This is a genomic window from Streptomyces sp. EDA2-14 (assembly GCF_054963755.1).
Map to the genome: position 1 here is coordinate 14,323 of NZ_JBUEGE010000025.1, position 18,661 is coordinate 32,983.

At 71.7% G+C, this 18,661-nt stretch carries 17 protein-coding genes; 7 read left to right on the forward strand and 10 right to left on the reverse strand.

Annotated elements, in window-relative coordinates; genetic code table 11:
* Positions 1-24: 24 nt before the first annotated feature.
* On the reverse strand, positions 25-567 hold the full coding sequence (locus ACY34M_RS37230; protein WP_462722842.1) for an MOSC domain-containing protein: 543 nt from the start codon (positions 565-567) through the stop codon (positions 25-27).
* Positions 568-735: 168 nt separating this feature from the next.
* Between ACY34M_RS37230 and ACY34M_RS37235 the strand changes: the two genes are divergently transcribed.
* The 5 genes from ACY34M_RS37235 to ACY34M_RS37255 all read left to right on the forward strand — a co-directional run bounded on the left by ACY34M_RS37235 (position 736) and on the right by ACY34M_RS37255 (position 5,612).
* Positions 736-1,476, forward strand: a complete 741-nt coding sequence (locus ACY34M_RS37235) for an SDR family NAD(P)-dependent oxidoreductase (protein ID WP_462722841.1) — start codon at positions 736-738, stop codon at positions 1,474-1,476.
* 65 nt (positions 1,477-1,541) lie between these two features.
* Positions 1,542-2,852: an MFS transporter gene (locus tag ACY34M_RS37240; protein ID WP_462722840.1), complete on the forward strand. Its 1,311-nt coding sequence runs from the start codon at positions 1,542-1,544 to the stop codon at positions 2,850-2,852.
* A gap of 11 nt (positions 2,853-2,863) precedes the next feature.
* Complete coding sequence (locus ACY34M_RS37245) at positions 2,864-4,042, forward strand: C45 family autoproteolytic acyltransferase/hydolase (protein WP_462722839.1); 1,179 nt, start codon at positions 2,864-2,866, stop codon at positions 4,040-4,042.
* Positions 4,039-4,875, forward strand: coding sequence for a polysaccharide deacetylase family protein (locus tag ACY34M_RS37250; protein WP_462722838.1), 837 nt, complete (start codon positions 4,039-4,041; stop codon positions 4,873-4,875). The genes ACY34M_RS37245 and ACY34M_RS37250 overlap by 4 nt, the downstream gene beginning before the upstream one ends.
* A gap of 5 nt (positions 4,876-4,880) precedes the next feature.
* A complete protein-coding gene (locus ACY34M_RS37255; protein WP_462722837.1) occupies positions 4,881-5,612 on the forward strand; it encodes an SDR family NAD(P)-dependent oxidoreductase in 732 nt (243 codons plus the stop codon).
* Here ACY34M_RS37255 and ACY34M_RS37260 read toward each other — a convergent pair.
* From ACY34M_RS37260 to ACY34M_RS37275, 4 genes are all read right to left on the reverse strand, one after another.
* Positions 5,578-7,287 (reverse strand): ABC transporter substrate-binding protein, encoded by a 1,710-nt coding sequence (locus ACY34M_RS37260; RefSeq protein ID WP_462722836.1) that lies wholly within the window; start codon positions 7,285-7,287, stop codon positions 5,578-5,580. The genes ACY34M_RS37255 and ACY34M_RS37260 overlap by 35 nt on opposite strands.
* Before the next feature lie 145 nt (positions 7,288-7,432).
* Positions 7,433-8,188 (reverse strand): FAD:protein FMN transferase, encoded by a 756-nt coding sequence (locus ACY34M_RS37265; RefSeq protein ID WP_462722835.1) that lies wholly within the window; start codon positions 8,186-8,188, stop codon positions 7,433-7,435.
* Entirely contained in the window at positions 8,181-8,648 is a 468-nt protein-coding gene (locus tag ACY34M_RS37270) for an FMN-binding protein (RefSeq protein ID WP_462722834.1), read from the reverse strand. The genes ACY34M_RS37265 and ACY34M_RS37270 overlap by 8 nt, the downstream gene beginning before the upstream one ends.
* A 7-nt stretch (positions 8,649-8,655) precedes the next feature.
* A complete protein-coding gene (locus ACY34M_RS37275) occupies positions 8,656-10,023 on the reverse strand; it encodes a ferredoxin reductase family protein (protein ID WP_462722833.1) in 1,368 nt (455 codons plus the stop codon).
* Positions 10,024-10,150: 127 nt separating this feature from the next.
* Here ACY34M_RS37275 and ACY34M_RS37280 point away from each other — a divergent pair, with 127 nt between their 5' ends.
* Positions 10,151-10,885, forward strand: a complete 735-nt coding sequence (locus tag ACY34M_RS37280) for a response regulator transcription factor (protein WP_462722832.1) — start codon at positions 10,151-10,153, stop codon at positions 10,883-10,885.
* Positions 10,882-12,366 carry a sensor histidine kinase gene (locus tag ACY34M_RS37285; protein ID WP_462722831.1) on the forward strand — a complete coding sequence of 495 codons (1,485 nt, stop codon included), beginning with the start codon at positions 10,882-10,884 and terminating at the stop codon, positions 12,364-12,366. The genes ACY34M_RS37280 and ACY34M_RS37285 overlap by 4 nt, the downstream gene beginning before the upstream one ends.
* Positions 12,367-12,393: 27 nt before the next feature.
* On the opposite strand, the gene ACY34M_RS37290 is transcribed toward ACY34M_RS37285, so the two are convergent.
* The 5 genes from ACY34M_RS37290 to ACY34M_RS37310 form a co-directional block, all read right to left on the reverse strand.
* Positions 12,394-14,031 carry a BCCT family transporter gene (locus tag ACY34M_RS37290; RefSeq protein ID WP_462724134.1) on the reverse strand — a complete coding sequence of 546 codons (1,638 nt, stop codon included), beginning with the start codon at positions 14,029-14,031 and terminating at the stop codon, positions 12,394-12,396.
* 58 nt (positions 14,032-14,089) lie between these two features.
* Positions 14,090-15,019 (reverse strand): LysR substrate-binding domain-containing protein, encoded by a 930-nt coding sequence (locus ACY34M_RS37295; protein ID WP_462722829.1) that lies wholly within the window; start codon positions 15,017-15,019, stop codon positions 14,090-14,092.
* A gap of 37 nt (positions 15,020-15,056) precedes the next feature.
* Positions 15,057-15,890, reverse strand: coding sequence for an HpcH/HpaI aldolase/citrate lyase family protein (locus tag ACY34M_RS37300; protein ID WP_462722828.1), 834 nt, complete (start codon positions 15,888-15,890; stop codon positions 15,057-15,059).
* Positions 15,887-17,062 (reverse strand): CaiB/BaiF CoA transferase family protein, encoded by a 1,176-nt coding sequence (locus ACY34M_RS37305; RefSeq protein ID WP_462722827.1) that lies wholly within the window; start codon positions 17,060-17,062, stop codon positions 15,887-15,889. The genes ACY34M_RS37300 and ACY34M_RS37305 overlap by 4 nt, the downstream gene beginning before the upstream one ends.
* A 64-nt stretch (positions 17,063-17,126) precedes the next feature.
* Positions 17,127-18,509: a GntP family permease gene (locus ACY34M_RS37310; protein ID WP_462722826.1), complete on the reverse strand. Its 1,383-nt coding sequence runs from the start codon at positions 18,507-18,509 to the stop codon at positions 17,127-17,129.
* Positions 18,510-18,661 lie beyond the last annotated feature (152 nt).

The window sequence follows — 18,661 nt, forward strand, 5'->3', positions numbered from 1 at the left end:
CGTACATGACACCGACGGTGCTGGTCAGACCCGGTTCAGGGGCTGGTGCGGGCCGTTGGGGAGCTGCACCTCGATCGGGTCGCCGGGGCGCACCACGCCGTCTTGCCGCACGATGCTCATGATTCCGGCCTTGCGCACGATGTTCCCTGCCTCGTCGCGGCCGACGACCTGCTTCAGCAGCCCGTCCTGGAAGGCGTCGATCTGCAGGCACGGATTGCGGAGGCCGGTGACTTCCAGGATCGCGGAGTCGCCGATGCGCAGCAGTGTGCCGAGCGGCAGGCCGAGCAGATCGATGCCGCGCGTGGTGATGTTCTCGCCGAGGTCGCCGGGCGCCACCGTGAATCCTTCCCCGCCGACCTCGGCGAAGAGTTCCTCATGGATGAGGTGGACCTGGCGCAGGTTCGGCTGGGTGGGATCCTGCGCGACGCGTGAGCGGTGCTTGACCGTCACACCGGCGTGCACGTCCCCCTCCACACCGAGCCCTGCGAGCAGTCTGACACTGTCCCGGTTCGGTTTGGTGAACGAGTACTCCCCGTTGCTGCTGACCGCCGTCACTCTTCCGCTCATACCTCGGAACCCCCTCGTCGGTAACCGTGATCAGCCACGAGACTAGCCCTCGCCCCCTCAGACACGGCCTGCCATGAGCCAGAGGTGCCTGCGCACATCGGTCAGATGACCGATGCCGTGCCCCGCGGCCGGACCTACTGTCCCCCTTCATCGACACCGAAGGGAGTGATGTCCATGGGTCTGGACGGCAAGATCGCGGTGGTGACGGGCGCGGCCGGTGGCATCGGCGCCGCGGCGGCCGACCGCCTGTCGGAGCTCGGTGCCGTCGTGGTGCGGGCCGATGTCCAGTACGCGGAGGACGGCGGCGGGACGGGGCGCGTGCGTCTGGACGTCACCGACCCCGCGTCGTGGGACCGGTTGCGTGACATCGTCCGCCGGGAGTTCGGACCGGTCGACCTGCTGGTGAACAACGCGGGCGTCAGCGCACGGGCGGACCTGCTCGGCACGAGCGACGAGGAGTTCACGCGCGTGCTCGCCGTGAACGCCTTCGGCCCGTGGCGGGGCATCAAGACCTTCGCCGACGACCTGGCCGGGACCCGGGGCGTCATCGTCAACATCGGCTCGATCTACGGTGTCACCACCCCGCCCACCGGGGACGGCACGGTCCCGTCCTCGGTCGCGTACCAGATGAGCAAGGCGGCGGTGCACCAGCTCACCAAGGTGGCCGCCGTCGAGCTCGCGCCGCGCGGTATCCGGGTGAACGCTCTGCTGCCCGGCGTCTTCCGCACCGCGCTCCTGGACGACCTGCCGCCGGAGGCTCTGCGGGCCCGCGTCGACGGCGCCCCGCTGGCCCGGCCGGGCGAGACCGACGAACTGGCACACGCCCTCACGTTCCTCGCCGGACCCGAGTCCTCGTTCGTCACGGGAGTGCTGCTCCCGGTGGACGGCGGATATCTCGCCGCGGCCTGACGTTCCGTCACCCGTCCTTCGCCCCAAGGAAATCCCGTCAAGAGCTCCTCGCGAGAAGAGAGACCATGAAGGCATCAACGACCGAGGCACCGGTCACCGACACCGCCCCCAGAGCGGGCCTCAAGCTGCGGGCGGTCGTCTCCGGCAGCATCGGAAATCTGCTCGAGCAGTACGACAACCTCGTCTACGCGTACTCGACGGTGTACCTGAGCGCCGCGTTCTTCTCCGGCGGCGGCTCCGTGTCGTCGCTGCTGTCGACCTTCGCCGTCTTCGCCGTGGGCTTTCTGGCCCGGCCGCTCGGCACGGTCTTCTTCGGGCACATCGGCGACAAGCTGGGGCGCCGGCCGGCCCTGCTGGCCAGTGTGATCCTCATGGGCTCGGCGACCGTCCTGATCGGGCTGCTGCCCGGCTACCAGACCATCGGTGTCGCCGCCCCTGCGCTCCTGGTGGTGCTGCGGCTGTTCCAGGGCTTCGCCGTCGCCGGCGAGTGGGCCGGTTCCGCGGCCATGCTGGTGGAGTACGCGTCCCCGCGCACCCGTGGCAGGTACGGCAGTCTCAACCAGGTCAGCACCGCCGCCGGGTTCCTGGTGGCCGCAGGCGTGGTGGCGCTGAACTCGCTGTTCTGGAGCGAGCAGGGCATGCAGGACTTCGGCTGGCGGGTGCCGTTCCTCATCGGCGCGGTGACCGCGGTCGTCGCCCTGCTGCTGCGCTTCGGCCTGGAGGACACTCCCGCCTTTCGTGAGCAGGAGGCCGCCGGGGAGACCAGCGCGAGCCCGCTGCGTCTTGCGCTGCGCACGCAGAAGGGCGCCATGGCACGTGGCTTCTTCTTCACCGTGAGCTGGACCGTCGCCTACTTCTTCTTCCTCACGTACCTGCCGACGCACCTGCGCGAGGAGGCCGGAATCGCCCCCGGCATCGTCGAGGCGTCGAACATCGTGGGCCTGGTCGTGCTGACGGTGGCCATCTTCGGCTTCGGCGTACTGTCCGACCGGATCGGCCGCAAGCCGCTGCTGCTCATCGGCTCCGGCGGGCTCGTGCTCCTGAGCTTCCCCGCCATGCTGGTGTTCCAGACCGGGAACACGGTGGGCGTCTTCCTCGGCCAGATCCTCATCGGGCTCGTCATCGCGGCGTTCTCCGGGCCCGGCCCCGCGGCGCTCGCCGAACTGTTCCCCACCAACGTCCGCTACTCCGCGCTGGGCATCGGCTACAACTTCTCGGTCATGGCCTTCGGCGGCACGGCCGGCTTCATCGCGACGCTGATCATCAACAGCACCGGCAACGCCGTCCTCGTCGCCCTGCTGCCGACGCTCGCGGCCGTCATCACCTTCGTCACCGTGTGCCGCATGCCCGAGACCTACCGCTCCGAACTGAAGTGAGGGAGAGCACCGTGTCCGCAGCGACCCCGCAGAACCCCCGGCTGATCGTCGTCCAGGGCAGCCACCGTCAGATGGGTGAGGACCTCGGCCGCGCCACCGCCGACCTCATCGCCCGGAGCCTCGACACCTACGTGGGCCGGTTCCGCGACGACGCCGGACTCAGCGACGCCGACATCGACCGCTGGGGCCGGGTCTACCTGGACATCGCGGCGTCGTACTCCCCCGAGATCGCCGCGATGCTCGACGGTATGGCGACCGGCGCCCGGCAGCCCGCCCACCGGCTCGCCGCGCTCAACGCGCGCACCGAGATGCTCTACGGCACCGGCTACCGCGACGAGGGCTGCACCTCCCTGTCCGTACTGCCCCGCTACACCCGCGACGGGCACACGCTGCTCGCCCAGAACTGGGACTGGCATCCCGAGCAGGCGGACGTCACCTTCCTGCTCGCCACCCGCGACGAGACCGGGTTCGCCGTGCTGTCGTTGGCCGAGGCGGGCATGCTCGCGAAGAGCGGCCTCAACTCCGCCGGGCTCGGGGTCTGCGCCAACCTGCTGGTGTCCGACCGGGACCGGGGCGGCGCCGGAGTCCCGTACCACTATCTGCTGCGCGGGGCGCTCCAGGCGCGGACCATGTCCGGCGCCCACAAGAAGCTGCTGCCCGTCGAACGCATCTCGTCCGGCAACATCATGCTCGCCGACGGCACCGGCGGCGAGGCGATCGACTTCGAGCTGGCACCGGACGTCTTCGGGACGCTGCTGCCCGAGAACGGGCTGATCGCCCACGCCAACCACTTCGAGGCGCCACTGCCGCTGCGCGACAAGAAGGCGTCGACCAGCGCGCTCACCCTCCTGCGCCCGGTACGGGCCCGGCATCTGCTGGAACCCGCGCTCGACGAGCGCCGGGTCGGCGTCGCCGATCTCGTGGCGACCCTGCGCGACGAGTGGTCCTTCCCGGACGGCATCTGCCGTCACCCCGACCCCGACGTCCCGGAGGGCGAGCGCAACGCGACCGTCTACTCCGTCGTCATGGACCTCACCGACCGGGTGCTGTGGATCGCGCCGGGCCCGCCGAGCCGGCACGGCTACGCCCGCTGGGAGCTGGACAACCTGTTCGACGACCCGACCCCGAAGCCCCTGGAGTTCCTTCCCGGCACCACCGCTGCCGCCCCGCACGAGGAGGTACCCGCATGAGCCGCGGAACCGTCTGTCTGACCTTCGACTTCGACGCGATATCGCTGTGGATGGCCCGCGGCCAGACCACCCCGGGGCCCGTCTCCCGCGGCGAGTTCGGCGCCTACGCCATCGACCGCATCCTGGCCCTGCTGCACCGCACCGAGGTGCCGACCACCTTCTTCATCCCGGGGCACACCCTGGAGACGTACCCCGCGCAGAGCGCCGCCGTCGCCGAGGCGGGACACGAGATCGCGCTGCACGGGTACGCCCACGAGCCGGTGTCGACGCTGGACCGGGACACCGAACTGGCGGTCAACCGTCGCTCCGCCGCGCTGATCGAGCAGCTGACCGGCGCCCCGCCCGCCGGACACCGCACGCCCAGTTGGGACTTCACCGAGCACACCGTCGACATCCTCACCGAACTCGGCGTCGTCTACGACTCGTCGCTGATGGGCACCGACTTCGAGCCCTACCTCGCGCGCTCCGGCGACCGCTGCCCGGCCGACGGGCCGTTCCAATTCGGCCCGGAATCGGGCGTGGTCGAACTCCCGGTGTCCTGGACGCTCGACGACTATCCGCACCTTGAGTACCTCCGCACCCCGCAGTTCGTGATGCCCGGGCTCCAGGACGCCGACGCCATGTTCGACCGGTTCCTGCGCGACGTGCGCCACATGACGGAGACCGTGCCCGACGGAGTGGTGACGGTGACGCTGCACCCGCAGGTCGTGGGGCGGGGAGCGCGGATGGCGGCCCTGGAGCGCTTCATCACCGGCTGCCAAACCCTGGACGTGACGTTCGAGCGGTGTGTCGACGTGGCCCGCAGGGTCCGGCCCGCACTCGTCGGGGCGTGAGGGCCGTGACGCGTACGGTGCTGGTCATCGGCTCGAACGGGGGCATCGGCCGCGCCGTGGTGGACCGGCTCACGGCGGACGGCTGGTCGGTCACGGGGACGGACCTTCCGGAGGTCGACCTGTCCCGTGGCGGCGTGGTGGCCGAGCACGTGGCGCGGCTCTGGACCGAGCGGGGCGGCTTCGACGCGCTGGTGCACGCGGCCGGGGTGTTCCCCGCCGTGCCGGTCGTGGACAGCGACGAGGAGCTCTTCGACCGGGTCATGGCCGTGAACACGCGCTCGGCGCTGAGTGCCGGAGCGGAGTTCGTGCGCCGCTGCCGCGCCGAGGACCGTCCGGGGACGCTGCTGTTCGTCAGCAGCGGGGCCGCGACCCGGGCCCGGCTCGGGACCGCCGTCTACGCCGCGTCCAAGGCGGCGCTCGACGCGCTGGTGCGCGGCATCGCCCTTGAGCACGGCCGCGACGGCATCCGCTGCTGCGCGGTGGCACCGGGCTTCGTCGACGTCGAGTCGGCCGTCAACCCCGTCCCGCGGTCCTACGTGGACGCGCTGACGCGGGCCTCCGTACGCGGGCGGGTCGGACGCCCCGACGACATCGCCGCGGTCCTGTGCTGGTTGCTCGGGCCGGACGCGAACTGGGTCAACGGCCGGACCGTTCCGGTCGACGGCGGCGACGGCATCGGCACGCCGACCGCGCCGAACTGGCTCAGCCGACCAGGGGCGGAGCCAGCCGCTGGTTGACGCCACCGGTGATCCGGTAGATGAGGTGCGGGTGGCCGCGGGCGGGGTCGCCCGTCTCGTCCGGGTAGCTCAGTCCCCGCTGACCCCGCCCCACGAACTGGTGGGCCCCCGTCACCCCGAACGATGCCGACGTACGCAACTGCTCCCGCACGGCGGCGAAGTCCCACGGCCGGCTGACCCGACTCCACGCCTGTGCCAGCACGTTGACCATGTCGTAGTGGACGGCCGCGGCCGCGGGGCCCGGGTCGGCGCCGAACGCGGCGCGGAAACGCTGCTCGAACGCCGTGCACAGCGGGCCGTCGACGTTGCCGATCACCGTCGACCACAGCAGGCCCTCGCTCAGCTCTCCGAGACGCCGGGCGAACTCCGGGGCCACCGGCGACCACGCCGCGTGGAACGTGGCGCTGTCCCGCATCCCGGCGGTGGCCTCGAGGAACGCCCGCAGCGTCGGCTCCGGAAAGATCGACAACGACACGAGGTCGGGATCCGCCGGCTCCAGGCGGCGGACGACGTCGGCGAAGTCGAGCGCGTCGTCGGCTACCGACTCCAGGAACACCAGCTCCCAGTCGGCTTCGGCGGCCTGTCGCTGCACGCGCTCGACGACCCCCGCGTCGAAGGTGCTCGCCCGCTGCAGGACGGCGAGCCGCCGGCGCCGCGGCCGGAACGCGCCGCTGTCCTCCAGGTCCCGGACGGTGCGCAGCAGGCCCGGCACGTACGCGGACTCGGTGGAGCAGACCTGGAAGACCGCGCCGAGCCCGGCCGGATCCGCGTGCACCCCCTCGGACAGCGCCTGCCCGGTCATGCTGTGCAGCACCGGAGTACCGGACGCGTTGGCGGCGGCGAGCGCGGGCAGCGCGACCGGCAGCGGGAAGTTCCCGAACACGATGCCGTCCACCCCGCGCTCCGCCAAGTCGCCCACGGTGTCCATGAGTTGCTCGGATGTCGCGGATACGGTCAGGTGCTCGATCTCGCGGCCTGACACGCCTCCACGCGAGGAGATGTCCTGGACCGCCAGCCGGGCGCCGCGCCGCATCGCGAGGACGGGGGCGCCTGCCAGGGGATCCGCCGGGTAGACGGAGGCGAGCACCGCGGGACGCCGCCGCGGTGTCCTGGACATGCTGGGACGCGCCGTCGGCTCCTGCTCCCGGAGAGCGCCGAGCACACCGAGCAGCGCCGGGGGCAGGACGAGGTCGGGGCTCGGCAGCGGAGCGACGTACGCGTCCTCCGCGGCGATCAGGGTCGCCACGGACGCCCGGGCCCGCACCCCGAGCTTGGCGAAGACATGTTCGAGGTGGGTGGCGACGGTGCGCCGGGAGCAGGCCAGCACCGCGGCGATCTCCGGGTTGCCGAGGCCTCCGGCGACACAGGTGGCGACCTCCAGCTCACGGACGGTGAGACCGTACGGTGCCTCGATGTCGTGCACGTCGAGCCGCACCACACCGCGACCGGTGTCCGGCACATCGAGGCTGACGCGCCGCACGGTGTTCCCGGTGATGTCCAGGTAGCGCAGATCCCGGCCGGGCGGTGTGCGTGCGGCCCGCCGGGCGACCAGCACCAGGTCGGGCCGCGAGGCGAAGAATTCGGGATCACTCCCGCTGCCCGGCCCGTTCAACGGCTGCAACCACCGCCGCGCCCCGGGCACCGGAGCGGGTACTCCCTCCGACCTTCTCGTCATGGGTCTCCTCTCCACGCACGCCCGGGGCCTGTTCGCCAGGTTTCCACTGTGCCGCCGTTTCGGGCGCTCATGGTGACAGATCGAACACTGCCGCGCGTACCCATGATTCCCACGGGTGGGGGTGTCTCGCACCGCACCGGGACCGTCATGGTCGGCACGCCGCGAAGCCGTGTGTGGTCCACGTCGTGCCGTCCGTGGCGACGGCGAACCCCGCGACGCCGGGCAGCCGCTCCAGCCATTCCTTCGCCGCGACTCCTCGTGCGTACGCGGCCGTCGCGAGGACGTCCGCCTCGGTGAGCGATGCGCACACCACGGTGAGCGAGGCCGCAGGGGCGGCGGGCGGCCGGAGGGTGTGCGGGTCGACGATGTGGCAGCCGCGTTCGGCGGGGCCCGAGGTGGCGATCGCGAGGGGCCCGGAGGAGGACTCGATGTGTGCGGCGATGCTGCCGGGCAGGAGGGGGTGGCTGATCCCGACGCGCCAGGGGCCGCCGTGCAGTTGGATGTCTCCGCCGCCGTTGAGGCAGACGTTCTCGGCGCCCGCCTCGCGCAGCAGGCGCACCGCGCGCTCCACCGCCCAGCCCTTGACCAGGCCGCTGGGATCGAAGAGGCCCGAATGCCGTGCGGAGAACCAGCCGTCGGTGCGCCGGTGGGCGTCCTCGCACAGGGAGCGGACCTCGCGCAGCTCCTCCCGCCACGCCACGGGCACCGGCTCGCCGCGCCGGACGCGGCACACCGCGCTGTCCTCCCGGAACGGCGAGAAGACCGCGTCGACGTGGTGCAGCAGGGCCTCGGCCGCGTCGAGTGCGCGCGTGAGCGAGGGAGTCGGCGCGGAGCGCACGGTGCACGAGAAGACCGTGCCCATCGTGCGCACCACCCGGTGGAGTGCGTCGGTCTCAGGCATGGGCCTCGTCCAGCGCGCTCTGCAGGGAGTTGATGTATCCCTCGCTGGTGTAGGTGGCGCCCGACACCGTGTCGATCCGGGCGTTCTGGGCGCTGAGCGTCTCCTGTACGAGCGTGGGTATCGCGGAGGCGTTGATCTGCCGGCTGTGGGGATCGCCGTCGGGCCGCCGCACGGCGCGGACGGCCGTGATCTTCGAGCCGTCGAGTGTCAACTCCACCTGGACGGGGCCGTACCGGGTCTGGACGGTGGAACCGGTGACCGTGTGCGTACCGGAGGAACTGGAGGAGCCTGAGGAATCGGAGGTGCCTGAGGAACCGGAGGCGCTGCTCGTGGAGGGTGCCGTAGTGGAGGACGGGGCGGCAGAGGCCACGTGGTGCGGCTTGAGGGAGAGGGCGAGGACCGTCACGGTGACGGTGGCCACGCAGGTCAGCACGGTGCGGCGGACGGAATGGGCGCGCATGAGGGGCTCACAGTTCGAAGGACTCGTGGTGGATGCGCGCTGCGGGGACCCCGGCGGCGCGCAGGGCGTCGTACGCGGCGAGCGACATGCCGCGCGGGCCGCACAGGTACACGTCGTGCCGGGCGAGGTCCGGAAGCAGGGCCCGCAGCCGGTCCGCGGTGATCGGGGCGCGTGCCCCGTCCGGACCGTTGAGGGCGTACGCGAGGCGGGCCCGGCGGGTCGCCGCGATGGCCTCCAGCTCTCCGCGCAGCGCCAACTCCTCGACGGTGCGCGCCCGGTAGAGCAGGGTCAGGTCGCCGGGCGCCGCGGGCAGTGTCTCGAACAGTGTGCGCAGCGGTGTGATGCCGGTGCCGCCCGCGATCAGCAGCACCTTGCGTCGGCTGCGGCGGCCGGCGGTCAACGCCCCGTAGGGGCCCTCCGCCCAGACGCGGGTGCCGCGCCGCAGCGTGGCGACGGCCCCGCTGTGGTCGCCGAGCGACTTGACCGTGATGCGCAGGTGGTCGGGGTTCGGCACCGCCGACAGCGAGTACGGATGGCAGGCGCCCCACATGCCGGGGGAGAGGAACCGCCAGCGCAGGAACTGGCCCGGCTCGGCGCCGAGTCGGTCGAGGCGGTGGCCGCGCAGCCACACCGAGTGGACGTCGGGAGCCTCCCGTACGACGGCCTCCACGCGTATGCGGTGCCGCAGATTGAGCCGCAGCGGTGTCAGCACGCGGAACCACACCACCAGGCAGGCCGCCGACACGTACAGCGTGTACCAGGCCGTACGCGCGGGCGCGCTCGCCACGAAGTCGGCGCCGAGGGCGAGTTGGTGCCAGAACGTCAGGAACACGGCGGCGTAGGTGAGCAGATGCAGGTAGTACCAGGTCTCGTAGCGCATCCGGCGGCGCACGGCCCGCGCCGAGGCGCAGCCGACGACGAGCAGGATCGCGGCGCCCGCGGTGCCCTTCAGCATCTCGGGCAGGTCGAACACGATCGTGCCGAGCTCCGGCACCGGGTTCACGTGGGCCTGCGCGGCGTAACCGAGCGTGATCAGGACGATGTGGGCCACAAGGAGGCCGATCGTCCAGCGTCCGGCCGAGGCGTGCCAGCGGGCGGTGCGGTCGCTGCCGACGCCCTTCTCCAGCCACGGCACCCGGGCCATCAGCACGACCAGCAGGGCGCACATGTATCCGCACAGCAGCCCGGTGATCCGGCCCGCGCCGGTCAGCCAGCCCGCCCGGCCCAGCACCGATTCCGTGTCGTGCCACCACAGGGCGAGCACGGCCAGCCCGCCCGCCGAGGCCGCCGCGAGCAGCGGTACGGCCGGGGAGCGGCGGCGCGGAGCGGTCGGCCGGTGTCGCACGGGCGGCGGGCTGTGGGTGGTGGTGGCCATGGGCGGCTCCTCACGGGCGGTGGGCTGCCCACTGTGGTGCGGCAACCTCTGAGCACGCTCTGAACGGCGGACACGGGCGGCACGCTCAGAGGAAACTCAGAGAAAACCGAGAGATGCTGGAGCGGCCATGACCTCACGCCCAGCCGCCCTGACCCGTCCCGACGGCACTCCCGTGCGCGTCCTCGTCGTCGACGACGAGCCCGACCTCGCCGAGGTCGTCTCCGGTGCCCTGCGCTACGAGGGCTGGGAGGTCCGCACGGCGGCGAACGCCCGGGCCGCCGTGCGCGGGGCCGGGGACTTCCGGCCCGACGCCGTCGTCCTCGACATCATGCTCCCCGACCGCGACGGCCTGACCGTGCTGCGCGAGCTGCGCGCCGTCCAGCCGCACGTGTGCGTGCTCTTCCTGACCGCACGCGACACCGTCGAGGACCGCATCGCCGGGATCACCGCGGGCGGCGACGACTACGTGACCAAGCCGTTCAGCCTCGGCGAACTGGTCGCACGGCTGCGCGGACTGCTGCGCCGCGCGGGGATGACCAGGGAGCGGGCCACCGCGTCCCTGCTGGTCGTGGGCGACCTGGAGATGGACGAGGACGCGCACGAGGTCACCCGCGGCGGCGCGCCGATCGACCTGTCGCCGACCGAGTTCCAGCTCCTGCGCTGCCTCATGCACCACCCGCGCCGCGTCCTGAGCAAGCCGCAGCTGCTCGACCTCGTGTGGTCCTACGACTTCGGGGGCCAGGCACACGTGGTGGAGCTGTACATCTCGTATCTGCGCAAGAAGGTCGACGCGGGCCGCGAGCCGATGATCCATACGGTGCGCGGTGCGGGCTACGTCCTGAAGCCGGCGGACGGCCGGTGAGGTACCCGAGGCTGCGCACCCTGCGGGCCAGGTTCACCGCGGGACTCCTGGTGCTGCTGGCCGTCGGCTCCGCCGCCGTGGGCCTCGCCGCGGTCCTTGAACTCGGCGGCTTCCTCACCGACCGGCTCGACCAGCAGCTCTCCGACACCGGCAGCGCCTTCCCCGCGAGCCTGGAACACCCGGCCTCCGGCCGCGACGACCACGACGGCGACGAGCACGGCGACACCCGCCGACAGGCCTCCGGCACCCTCGGGGTCCGCCTCGTCGACGGGGCCGTCACCAATGCCGCCGTGGTGCGCCAAGGAAGCGACAGCAGTGACATGGTCGCCGTCGATCTCGACACGGACGACGAACGGGCGCTGGCCGCCGTCCCGGTGGACGGGCGCGCCCACAGCGTGGACCTGTCCACGATCGGCGACTACCGGGTGGCGGCCTGGTCGGGCCGGGACGGCGACGTACTGCTGACCGGCCTCCCGCTGGAACCGGTGGAGGCCGCGGTCCACCGCCTCGAACTCGTCGCGGGCAGCGTCTTCGGCCTGGTCCTCGTCGGGGCGGGCGTCGCGGGCGTGCTGTGGGTGCGCTGGTCGCTGCGCCCGCTCAGCCGCATCGCCTCCACCGCGACGCACATCAGCGAACTCCCGCTGGCCAGCGGCGAAGTGGCCCTGCCGGCCCGGGCGCCGGACACCAGGCCGCGCAGCACCGAGGTCGACCAGGTCACCCTCGCGTTCAACCGCATGCTGGGCCACGTCGAGAACGCCCTCACCGAGCGCCAGCGCAGCGAGGAGCGGCTGCGCACCTTCTCCGCCGACGCCAGCCACGAACTGCGCACCCCGGTCGCCTCCGTGCGAGGCCACGCCGAACTCGCCCTGCTCCACCAGGGGCCCGTCCCGCCCGAGGTCACCCACGCGCTGGAACGCATCGCCGCGCAGTCGAGCCGGATGGGCGCCATGGTCGACGACCTGCTGCTGCTCGCACGCCTCGAAGCGGGACGCCCCCTGGACCGCGAACCGGTGGACCTGACCCGCCTCGTCCTGGACGCCGTCACCGACGCACGGGCGGCAGGACCCGGTCACCACTGGCTGCTCGACCTCCCCGAGGACCCCGTCACCGTGCTCGGGGACGCCCACCGCCTCCAGCAGATCCTCGCCAACCTGCTCACCAACGCCCGCAGGCACACACCACCCGGCACCCGGGTCACCGCGGGCCTGGCCGTCGCCGACGACACCGTCGAACTCACGGTCTGCGACGACGGGCCCGGCATCCCCGCCGAGCTGCGCCCCCACCTCTTCGAGCGGTTCGTGCACGGCGACGGGCCGCGCGAAGACGCCGGGGGTGCCGCGGGCACGGGCCTGGGGCTGTCCATCGTCGCGGCGGTCACGGCCGCACACGACGGGTCGGTCGCGGTGGCGAGCGAGCCGGGCGGAACCACGTTCACGGTCCGACTGCCGCGAAGCGCCGGCGAAGAACACCGACCCTCCTGACACCGCAGGCACCGGGCCGACGGGCCCTCAGGGAGCCCCCTGCACCTTGTCCCGGAACGGGCTGCTCTTCGGGTCCTCGCATTCGGGGACGCGTTCGTGCTGCGGGTCGGACAGGGTGACCCGGTCCAGCGGCAGTTGGCGGTCGTCCGCGTACAGGGCGCGCACCAAGCCGTAGCACATCACGATCATCACCAGGCTGAACGGCAGCGCCGTCGTGATCGAGGCGGTCTGCAGGGCCACGAGTCCGCCGGACCCCGCGAGCAGCAGCACGGCCGCGACGGCGCCCTCGAGCACGGACCAGAAGACGCGCTGGATCCTTGGCGTGTCGACCTTGCCTCCCGAGGTCAGCAGGTCGATGACCAGGGATGCCGAGTCCGACGACGTGACGAAGTACAGCGCCACGAGCACCGTCGCGAGTACGGTCGCGGCCTGCGCGAGCGGCAGTTCGTCGAGCAGGCCGAACAGGGCGATCGCCGGATCCTGCGCCACCTTGTCGGAGAGCTTCCCGCCGGTCGCCGCGTCGACGGAGAACGCGGTGTTCCCGAAGACGGCCAGCCACAGGAACGTCAGGGCCGCGGGCACGAGCAGTACGCCGAAGACGAATTCGCGGATGGTGCGGCCGCGGGAGATCCGGGCGATGAAAATCCCCACGAACGGCGCCCAGCTGATCCACCATCCCCAGTAGAAAATGGTCCACGACGCCTGCCAGCCGGAATGCGTGTCGGCGTCCGTCCACAGTGTCGTCTGCGGCAGCGTCTGGGCGTAGTCGCCGACCTGCTGCACAAAGCTCGACAGCACATCGGTGGTGGGCCCCGCGAACAGGACGAACGTCATGAGGGCCAGGCTGATGCACAGATTGGTGACGGACAGGCGCAGCATGCCTTTGTCGAGCCCGGACAGCAGCGAGAAAGTGGCCGCGAGCGTGATGACGGCAATGAGCAGCAATTGGACCGTCGTCGACTGCTGCAAGATGCCCAGGCTCGCGAGCCCCGCATTCACCTGGAGGACGCCGAACGCCAGCGAGGTGGCGATGCCGAACATCGTCCCGAAGACGGCCAGCGTGTCGACGGCGTCACCGATGCGGCCGTGGATGCGCTTGCCGAGCAGCGGATACAGCGCGCTGCGGATCGACAGCGGGAGGTCGTGCCGGTAGGCGAAGTAGGCGAGGGACAGGCCCACGACGATGTACACCGCCCAGGCGTGCAGGCCCCAGTGGAAGAACGTGAAGCGCATCGCCTCCGTGCGGGCCGCGGCTCCTCCCGGCTGCGCCATCGGCGGGTCGGCCACGTGCGACAGGGGTTCGGCGACGGACCAGAACACCAATCCGATCCCCATGCCCGCGGTGAACAGCATCGCGAACCACGTGAGGTAGCGGTATTTCGGCCGGCTGTCGGGCGGTCCGAGGCGGATCCGGCCGAAGCGGCTCGCACCGAGCCAGATCACGAAAACGAGGAAACAGCCGACGACGAGGATGTAGTACCAGTCGAGCGATGCGGCAATGTTTTCCTGCACCGCTTCGAAGAACCGGTGCAGGGTGTCGGTGGCAACGATTCCCGCGGTCAGGAATGCGATGATGACCACGACCGACACCGTGAAAACGACGGGATTCGTTTCGAGTCGCATCCTCATCGGAAGTTCGTCAGCTCCGTTTCGCATTTCCCCCATTGGGTCGACCGAGAACGTAGCAGCGGTGGTGGAGACGGGCGGCAGTACGACACGCTCGTCAGGCCGGGCTGATGCCCGGCCACCGTTCCGTGGCGGCCAGCTCCCTGGTCACCTCGACGATGCCGCGCCGGACCGCCACCACGGTGTCGCGCGGCTCGTAGCTGTCCGTGGCCGTGCGCACCGCGATGTGGCGGCGCAGCGCGGGGTCGACGATGCGGCGCACCCCGAGGCGGTGCTGGGCCCCGTGCACGGCGACCACCGAGCGCGGCAGGATGGTGCAGGCCTCGCCGCTCTCCGCGATACGGATCAGCGTGCCCAGCGATTCCACGTCGCCGACGTTCCGGGGCACCAGCCCGTGGGCGGCGAACGCCCGGTCGACCAGGGCCCGCAGGTTGCTGCGCGCCCCCGGTGTCACCAGTGGCACCTGCCGCAGATCGTGCAGGGACACCTCGTCCGGGCTCGCCGGGGCCGGATCGGGGTGGCCGATCAGGTACAGCTCCTCCGAGTACAGCGGGAGCTCCCCGGCGCGCGGCGCGTCGTCCTCGCGGAAGACCGCGGCCAGGTCGAGCCGTCCGGCGAGCAGCAGTTCGTGTACGTAGCCGCTCATCGACTCGAAGAGCTGCAGGTGGATGCCGGGGTAGTGGGCGCGCACCCAGGAGAACAGGGCGGGGGCGAGCGGCGCGGTCACCGTGGTGGGCAGGCCGATGGCGACCGGGCCGTGGACAGGCTGCCGGTCGCCCGTGATGTCCTGCGCGATCCGGTCGAACTGCCGCACCAGTTGCTGCGCGTCCCGGTAGAGCGTCAGACCCCGGGCCGTCGGCCGCACGCCGCGCGGGCCGCGGTCGAGAAGGCGGACGCCGAGGTGTGCCTCCAGCTGGGCCATGCGCTGGCTGATGGCGGGCTGCGACACGTGCAGCACACCGGCGGCCCGGGACAGGCTGCCGGAGTCGACGACGGCGATGAAATCGCGCAGCTGGGCGATGTCCACGGGGTTCGCAGCCGCCTTCCGGCTCTTGGGTGTTGATCTACGGCGTGGTGTGCCGTGCGGCGAGTTCGGCCCGGTGGAGGATGCGGCGTGCTCGTTCGACCACGGGCCGGTCGATCATCTCACCGTCCACGGTCGCCGCCGCGTCGTGGCCCGCGGACAGCACCCGTCGGGCCCAGTGCACCTCGTCGGCGGCGGGGGCGAATGCCGCACGCACATGGGGGAGTTGCGCCGGGTGGATGCAGAGTTTTCCGCCGAAGCCCCAGTCGCGGCCACGGGTGGCCGCCCCGGTCACGGCGGCCTCGTCGCGGACCGCCGTGGTCACTCCGTCCACGGGTGCGGGCAGCTCGTTCACCACCGACCAGCGGACCAGGTCGGCGCGGGCGGAGTCGAGCGCCCTGTCGTCGGACACGCCCAGGTCGAGGGCGAGGTCGATGCTGCCGAAGAGCAGCCGGGCACAGCCGGGTTCGGCCGTGATGCGGTCGAGACCGACCAGCCCCCGCGCGGTCTCGATCAACGGGAGTACGCGGGTGCCGCTCGCCTCCGCCGCGTCCCGCACCTGCGCCGCGGACTCGGTCTTGGGCAGCACGACGGCCGCGGGCGACAGAGCGCGGCATACGGCGAGGTCGTCCGCGAACTCGGCGGTCCGGGGGCCGTTGACCCGGACGGCCACCGGCACAGCGGCGTCCCCGGGCCAGGCGGCGTACAGCCGGTCGCGGGCGGCCGCCTTGTCGTCCGCGGCCACGGCGTCCTCCAGGTCGACGATCACGGCGTCGGCGCCGCTGCCCACCGCCTTCGTGAACCGGTCGGGGCGCGAGGCCGGCACGAACAGCCAGCTCACCGCCGTCGCCAGGGCGTCCGTCGAGCCGGTCATGCGGCGCCTCCGGCGGTCAGCTCGTCGATCTCGGCGTCGGTCAGGCCCACCTCAGCGAGGATGGACCGGGTGTGCTCGCCGAGGCCCGGCACCGGGTCCATGCGCGGGTCCGTGTCGACCAGCCCCGGCGGGGCAAGCGCGGGGATCGGTCCGGCCGGGGTCTGCACCTGGTGCCAGCGGTCGCGGGCGGCCAGCTGCGGGTGCTGCCACACCTCGGCCAGCGAGTTGACCCGGGCGTGCGCCACCGGGACGGCGGCCAGCAGCTCGACGGCCTCCGCGGCGGTGAGCTCCGCGAACCGCGCCGCGATGATCGCGCCCAGGGCCTCGCGATGCGCGTTGCGGGCCGCGTTGCCCGCGTAGTCCGGATGCGTCGCCAGCTCCGGACGCCGCAGGAAGCGCTCGCAGAACGCCGCCCATTCGCGCTCGTTCTGGATGCACATCATGACGACCTTGTCGTCCCCGGCGGTGAAGGGCCCGTACGGGTAGATGGTCGCGTGCGCCGCTCCCGCGCGCGGCGGCGGCTCGGCGCCGTCGTACGCGTAGTACAGGGGGAAGCCCAGCCACTCCACCGTCGCCTCCAGCATCGACACGTCGACATGCACGCCCTCGCCGGTGCGGCCCCGTTCCAGCAGGGCGGCGAGGATCGCGCTGTAGGCGTACATGCCGGCGGCGATGTCGGACACGGAGATGCCCACCTTCGCCATCTCCTCGTCGGTGCCGGTCACCGACAGCAGCCCCGATTCGCTCTGCACCATCAGGTCGTACGCCTTCGCGGTGGCGTACGGGCCGGGGGAGCCGTAGCCGGAGATGTCACAGACGATCAGCTCCGGGTGGGCTGCGTGCAGATCGGCCCAGCCGAGGCCGGCCCGCTCGGCCGCGCCGGGCGCCAGGTTCTGTACGAAGACGTCGGCGTCGGCGAGCAGCCGGCGCAGCACGTCCATGCCCCGGGGGTCCTTGATGTCGAGGGCGAGCGACTCCTTGTTGCGGTTGACCCACACGAAGTGGGAGCTGAGCCCGCGTACGCGGCTGTCGTAGGCGCGGGCGAAGTCGCCGGCGCCCGGCCGCTCCACCTTGATCACGCGGGCGCCGAGGTCGGCGAGCTGTCGGGTGGCGTACGGAGCGGCGATGGCCTGCTCGAGCGAGACGACGGTGATGTCGCGGAGGGGTTGCATGTGCGTCTTTCTCTCGGGTTCGTTCGCGTACGGGCGCATACGTCGGCGTGCGGGGTTCCCGGTCTCACACCACGAAGCTCACGGCCATGACCAGCACCAGCGAGACGACCGACGCCATCGCGGTGACGAAGGTGAGCGCCTTGAGCGCGCCCCTGGTGGTCACGCCGAGGAGCGGCTGGAACATCCAGAAGAAGTTGCTGTTCACCTGGAGGGCGAAGAGCGAGCCCGAACCGATCGCCAGCGCCAGCACCGCGGGCGGCACGGCGAGGTCGCCCATGATCGGAGCGATGATCCCGGCCGCCGCGATGGCGGCGACGCCGATGGAGCCGATGGCCAGGTGCAGCAGCGCCGCGATCAGCCACACCAGCAGGATCGTCACCACGGTGGACATGCCCGCGTCGGCGGAGAAGATCCCGGAGAGCACCTTGTCGAGGCCGGTCTTGCCGATGACCGCCCCTAGCGATCCGCCCACGCCGGTGACCAGCAGGATCTGCCCGGTGCTGTGGAAGCCCTCGGTGACCGCCCGGTCCACCCGCTCGGCGGTGAGCACCCGCTTCGCCAGGGCGTACGCACCCACAAGCCCGGCGAACAGCGCGAACGCCGGGTTGCCGAGGAAGGCGAGCAGATCCGACTCCACCCCCGCGGCATCGGCGATGGCGCCCGTCGCGATGAGCAGCAGGGGGACGAGGATCGGCAGCAGGGAGAGGTACAGGGGCGGCAGCGGGCGCCGGGTGCCGGGATCGCCGACCGGGCCCGGTTCAGGAGTCGTTGTGGCCGCGGTGTCGGCCGGCTCGTCCCGCGCGTCCACGGTGTCGTGCACCTCGTCCGTGTCCGCGTTCCACAGGCCGCGGCGCAGCAGCCGACCGTAGAGGAACGTGGTCAGCAGCGCCGCGAGCGGGCCGAGGACGAAGCCGTACACCAGCATCGTGCCGAGCGGCACATGCAGCAGTCCGGCGACCGCGAGGGTGCCGAGGCCGGGCACGACGAACACGTAGCCGACCAGGATGCCCGCGCTGAGCGCGCCGCCCATCATGGGCAGCCCGTAGCGTCCCATGCGCGGCGCCGCCGACTTCGCCAGCGGTGCGGCGAGGACGAGTTGGACGTCCACGTAGATCGACGGGAAGACGGCGCTCAGGGCGCCGGCGAGCGCGTAGGGCAGCTTTCCCGGACCGAGGACGCGCATCAGCTTCTCGACCAGTTTCTGCAGCGCCCCCATGGAGTTCAGCAGTGAGCCGAGCAGCACGCCGAAGCCGATCAGCAGCCCCACTTCGGCCATGATGTCGCCGAAGCCGTCGACGATCGTCTTGATGGTGCCCTCGAAACCGAGGCCGGTCGCGATGCCGAGATAGAGCGAGCCGATGACCAGGGCGATCACCGGTTCCACCTTCGGCACCAGAATGAGCAGGACAACCACCAGGATGGCGATCGCGGTATGCAGAGCTGTCACGGGGTTCCTCTCACCACGTCGTGAGTTCATGTGAGGGAAACACGGTGGTCACGGGGGCGGAAGGCAGAAATCCGCGATGGGGGTATCAGGCCTCCTTATGGCCTGCGCGGCGACAGCCTCCCCCGGGCCTCATTCGCCACTGACGTTTCGCA